This window comes from Saccharopolyspora sp. 7B (assembly GCF_020177435.1).
GTDB classification, from domain to species: Bacteria; Actinomycetota; Actinomycetes; order Mycobacteriales; family Pseudonocardiaceae; genus Saccharopolyspora_C; species Saccharopolyspora_C gregorii.
The window spans coordinates 1-2,793 of the sequence record NZ_JAIUKC010000196.1; the positions used below are offsets into that span (position 1 = coordinate 1).

A 2,793-nucleotide genomic window follows, 5' to 3' on the forward strand; every position below is an offset into this window, starting at 1 on the left:
CGCAGGCTGTGGGGGGGGTCTCCCTCGTCCAGCGCGGGCCGCGGGTTGCCCGGGCGGGGCCGCCCCCCCCCCCGCCCCCCGCCGGCGGCCCCCCCACGCCGTCGACACCGCGGTCCGCGCCGCCGGACTGCCCGCCGGCCCGTCCCGCACCACCGCGGTCCCGCTGGTCGGAGCCGCCGAACGGGCTCGGCTGCACGAGATCGACGGTCCGCAGCGGCTCGTCGCCCGGCACGGCACCGAAGCCGCCCGGGTCGCCGCGCTCGCCGAACTCGACCCGGACCTCGCCGACCCCGTCGCACCCGGCACCGAGCTCACCGCCGCCGAAGTGCTGTGGGCGGTGCGGCACGAAGGCGCGCTCGACGCCGACGACGTGCTCGACCGCCGCAGCCGCCTCGGCATGCACCCCGAGCTGCGAGCGCGGGCCGCGCCCGCGGTGACCGCACTGGTCGACAAGGCCCTGCACGGTCTGCTCGGCTGACCCGCGGGGAATTCCCCCGGCGCCCACTCCGGCGCTGCCATCGGGGACGATGATCCGAGTCGGCAGCCGACCGGAGGAGGCGTTGCACGTGGTGGACAGCGGTCTGGAGATCGACCACATCTCCAAGCGCTACGGCGAGATCGCCGCCCTGCGCGACATGGTGTTCACCGTGGGACCCGGGGAGCTGTTCGGCTTCGTCGGCAGCAACGGCGCGGGCAAGACGACCACCATGCGCATCGCGCTCGGCGTACTCGCCGCCGACTCCGGCGAGGTCCGCTTCCGCGGCCGGCCGCTCGACCTCGACGTGCGCAGGCGCTTCGGCTACATGCCGGAGGAACGCGGGCTCTACCCCAAGATGAAGGTCGCCGAGCAGCTCGCCCACCTCGGCGAACTGCACGGCATGAGCCGTGCCGACGCCCGCGCCGCCGCCGAGCGCTGGACCGACCGGCTCGGCCTCCGGGAACGGCGCGACGACCAGGTGCAGCGGCTCAGCCTCGGCAACCAGCAGCGCGTCCAGCTGGCGGCGGCCCTCGTGCACGACCCCGACGTGCTGGTGCTCGACGAACCGTTCTCCGGCCTCGACCCGGTCGCCGTCGAAGTGATGGGCGAGGTGCTGCGCGAAACCCGCGACCGCGGCGTCCCCGTGCTGTTCTCCAGCCACCAGCTCGACCTGGTGCAGCGGCTCTGCGACCGGGTCGGCATCGTCCGCGGCGGCAGCATGATCGCTTGCGGCGGGGTGGACGAGCTGCGCGAGCGGGGGCCCGCCCGGCTCGTGGTGCACGCGCCGCAGGCCGCGCCCGGCTGGACCGACGGGCTCGCCGGCGTCCGCGTCCTCGGCCAGCAGCACGGCCGCAGCACCCTCGAACTCGCCGACGGCACCGACGACCAGGTGGTGCTGCGCGCCGCGCTCGCCACCGGGCCGGTGCACGAGTTCCGCCGGGACCGCCCCGACCTCACCGACCTGTTCCGCACCGTCGTCACCGAGGAGCCCGCCGCATGAGCCCCGCCCGCACCGTGTGGCTCGTCGCCCGCCGCGAGGTCAACACCCGCATCCGCACCCGATCGTTCCTGCTCAGCACGGCAGCGATCCTGGTGATCCTGATCGGCTACGCGGGGCTGATGTTCTTCATCGGGCAGCAGAGCGGCAGCACGAAGATCGGGTTCACCGGCCAGGCCACCGCCGTCGCCACCCCGCTGCGGAGCACCGCGGCCCGGCTCGGCACCACCGTCGAGAGCAGCCGGATCCCGGACCGGGCCACCGGGGAACGGCTCGTCGCCGACGGCGAGCTGGACGGGCTGGTCACCGGAGCCCCGGACGCGCTGCACCTGGTGGTGCGCGGCGAACCGGACTCGGCGGTGCGCACCGCGCTCGACGAGGTGGTGCGCCAGCAGGCCCTCGACGCCCAGCTCGCGATGGCCGGGTTGGAACCCGCCGACGTGCACCAGGTGCTGGCCGGAGCGCACGTGGACGTGCGCACCCTGGAACCCGCGGACCCCCAGCGCGACCAACGGCTCGGCGTGGCCGTGGGCGCCGGGATGCTGCTGTACTTCTTCCTGATCATGTTCGGGCAGGCCGTGGCGCAGGGCGTCGTGGAGGAGAAGACCAGCCGGGTCGTGGAGATCCTGCTGTCCACCATCCGCCCCGCCCAGCTGCTCGCCGGGAAGGTGCTGGGCATCGGCCTGGCCGGGCTCGCGCAGTTCGTGCTGATCGGCGGCATCGGGCTGGCCGCCGCCATGGGGTCCGGTGTGCTCGCGCTGCCGTCGACCGCGCTGGCCGGGACCTTGGTGTGGACGCTGGTGTGGTTCCTGCTCGGCTTCTACCTGTACGCGACGGTCCTCGCGGCGGCGGCCTCGCTGGTCTCCCGGCAGGAGGACCTGCAGAGCGTCGTCAGCCCGGTGATCATGGTGCTGGTGGTGCCGTTCCTGGTGGGGGTCACCGTGCTGGCGCAGGACCCGGAGAGCCGGCTGGGCGCGGTGCTGTCCCTGGTGCCCGGCTTCTCACCGGTGCTGATGCCGATGCGGACCGCGCTGGGCGTCGCCGAACCGTGGGAGTGCGTGGTGTCGGTGCTGCTCGGCGTCGCCGCGCTGCTGGTGCTGCTGCGGCTCGGTGGGCGGATCTACGCGAACGCGGTGCTGCGCACCGGAGCCCGGGTCAAGCTCACCGAAGCCCTGCGCCGCACCTGACCGGCAGGCCCGACCCTCCCGCTGCCCGGCAGGTCTTGGCCGTGTCTTGTCAGCGGCGAAGCCGCTGAGCGGAGACCCAGCACGCAACGGGACCACCCGCGGGTTCTCAGCGGTTCCCTCGCGAGGACAGC

The 2,793-nt window shown here is 74.4% G+C and carries 3 protein-coding genes; all 3 read left to right on the top strand.

Annotation, left to right across the window (positions count from 1 at the left end):
- A partial coding sequence (locus LCD33_RS25610) for a glycerol-3-phosphate dehydrogenase C-terminal domain-containing protein (RefSeq protein ID WP_304612916.1) occupies nt 1-478 on the top strand: 478 nt, incomplete at its 5' end.
- 49 nt (nt 479-527) lie between these two features.
- Nucleotides 528-1,478: an ABC transporter ATP-binding protein gene (locus LCD33_RS25615; RefSeq protein WP_224967896.1), complete on the top strand. Its 951-nt coding sequence runs from the start codon at nt 528-530 to the stop codon at nt 1,476-1,478.
- Nucleotides 1,475-2,662, top strand: coding sequence for an ABC transporter permease (locus LCD33_RS25620; protein WP_224967894.1), 1,188 nt, complete (start codon nt 1,475-1,477; stop codon nt 2,660-2,662). Before LCD33_RS25615 ends, LCD33_RS25620 begins: the two co-directional genes overlap by 4 nt.
- The last annotated feature ends 131 nt before the right edge of the window (nt 2,663-2,793 follow it).

What these genes read in the sequence shown, in the direction of transcription:
- LCD33_RS25620 (WP_224967894.1), top strand. Translation starts at nt 1,475, where the DNA reads ATGAGCCCCGCCCGCACCGTGTGGCTCGTCGCCCGCCGCGAGGTCAAC.
- LCD33_RS25615 (WP_224967896.1), top strand. Translation starts at nt 528, where the DNA reads ATGATCCGAGTCGGCAGCCGACCGGAGGAGGCGTTGCACGTGGTGGAC.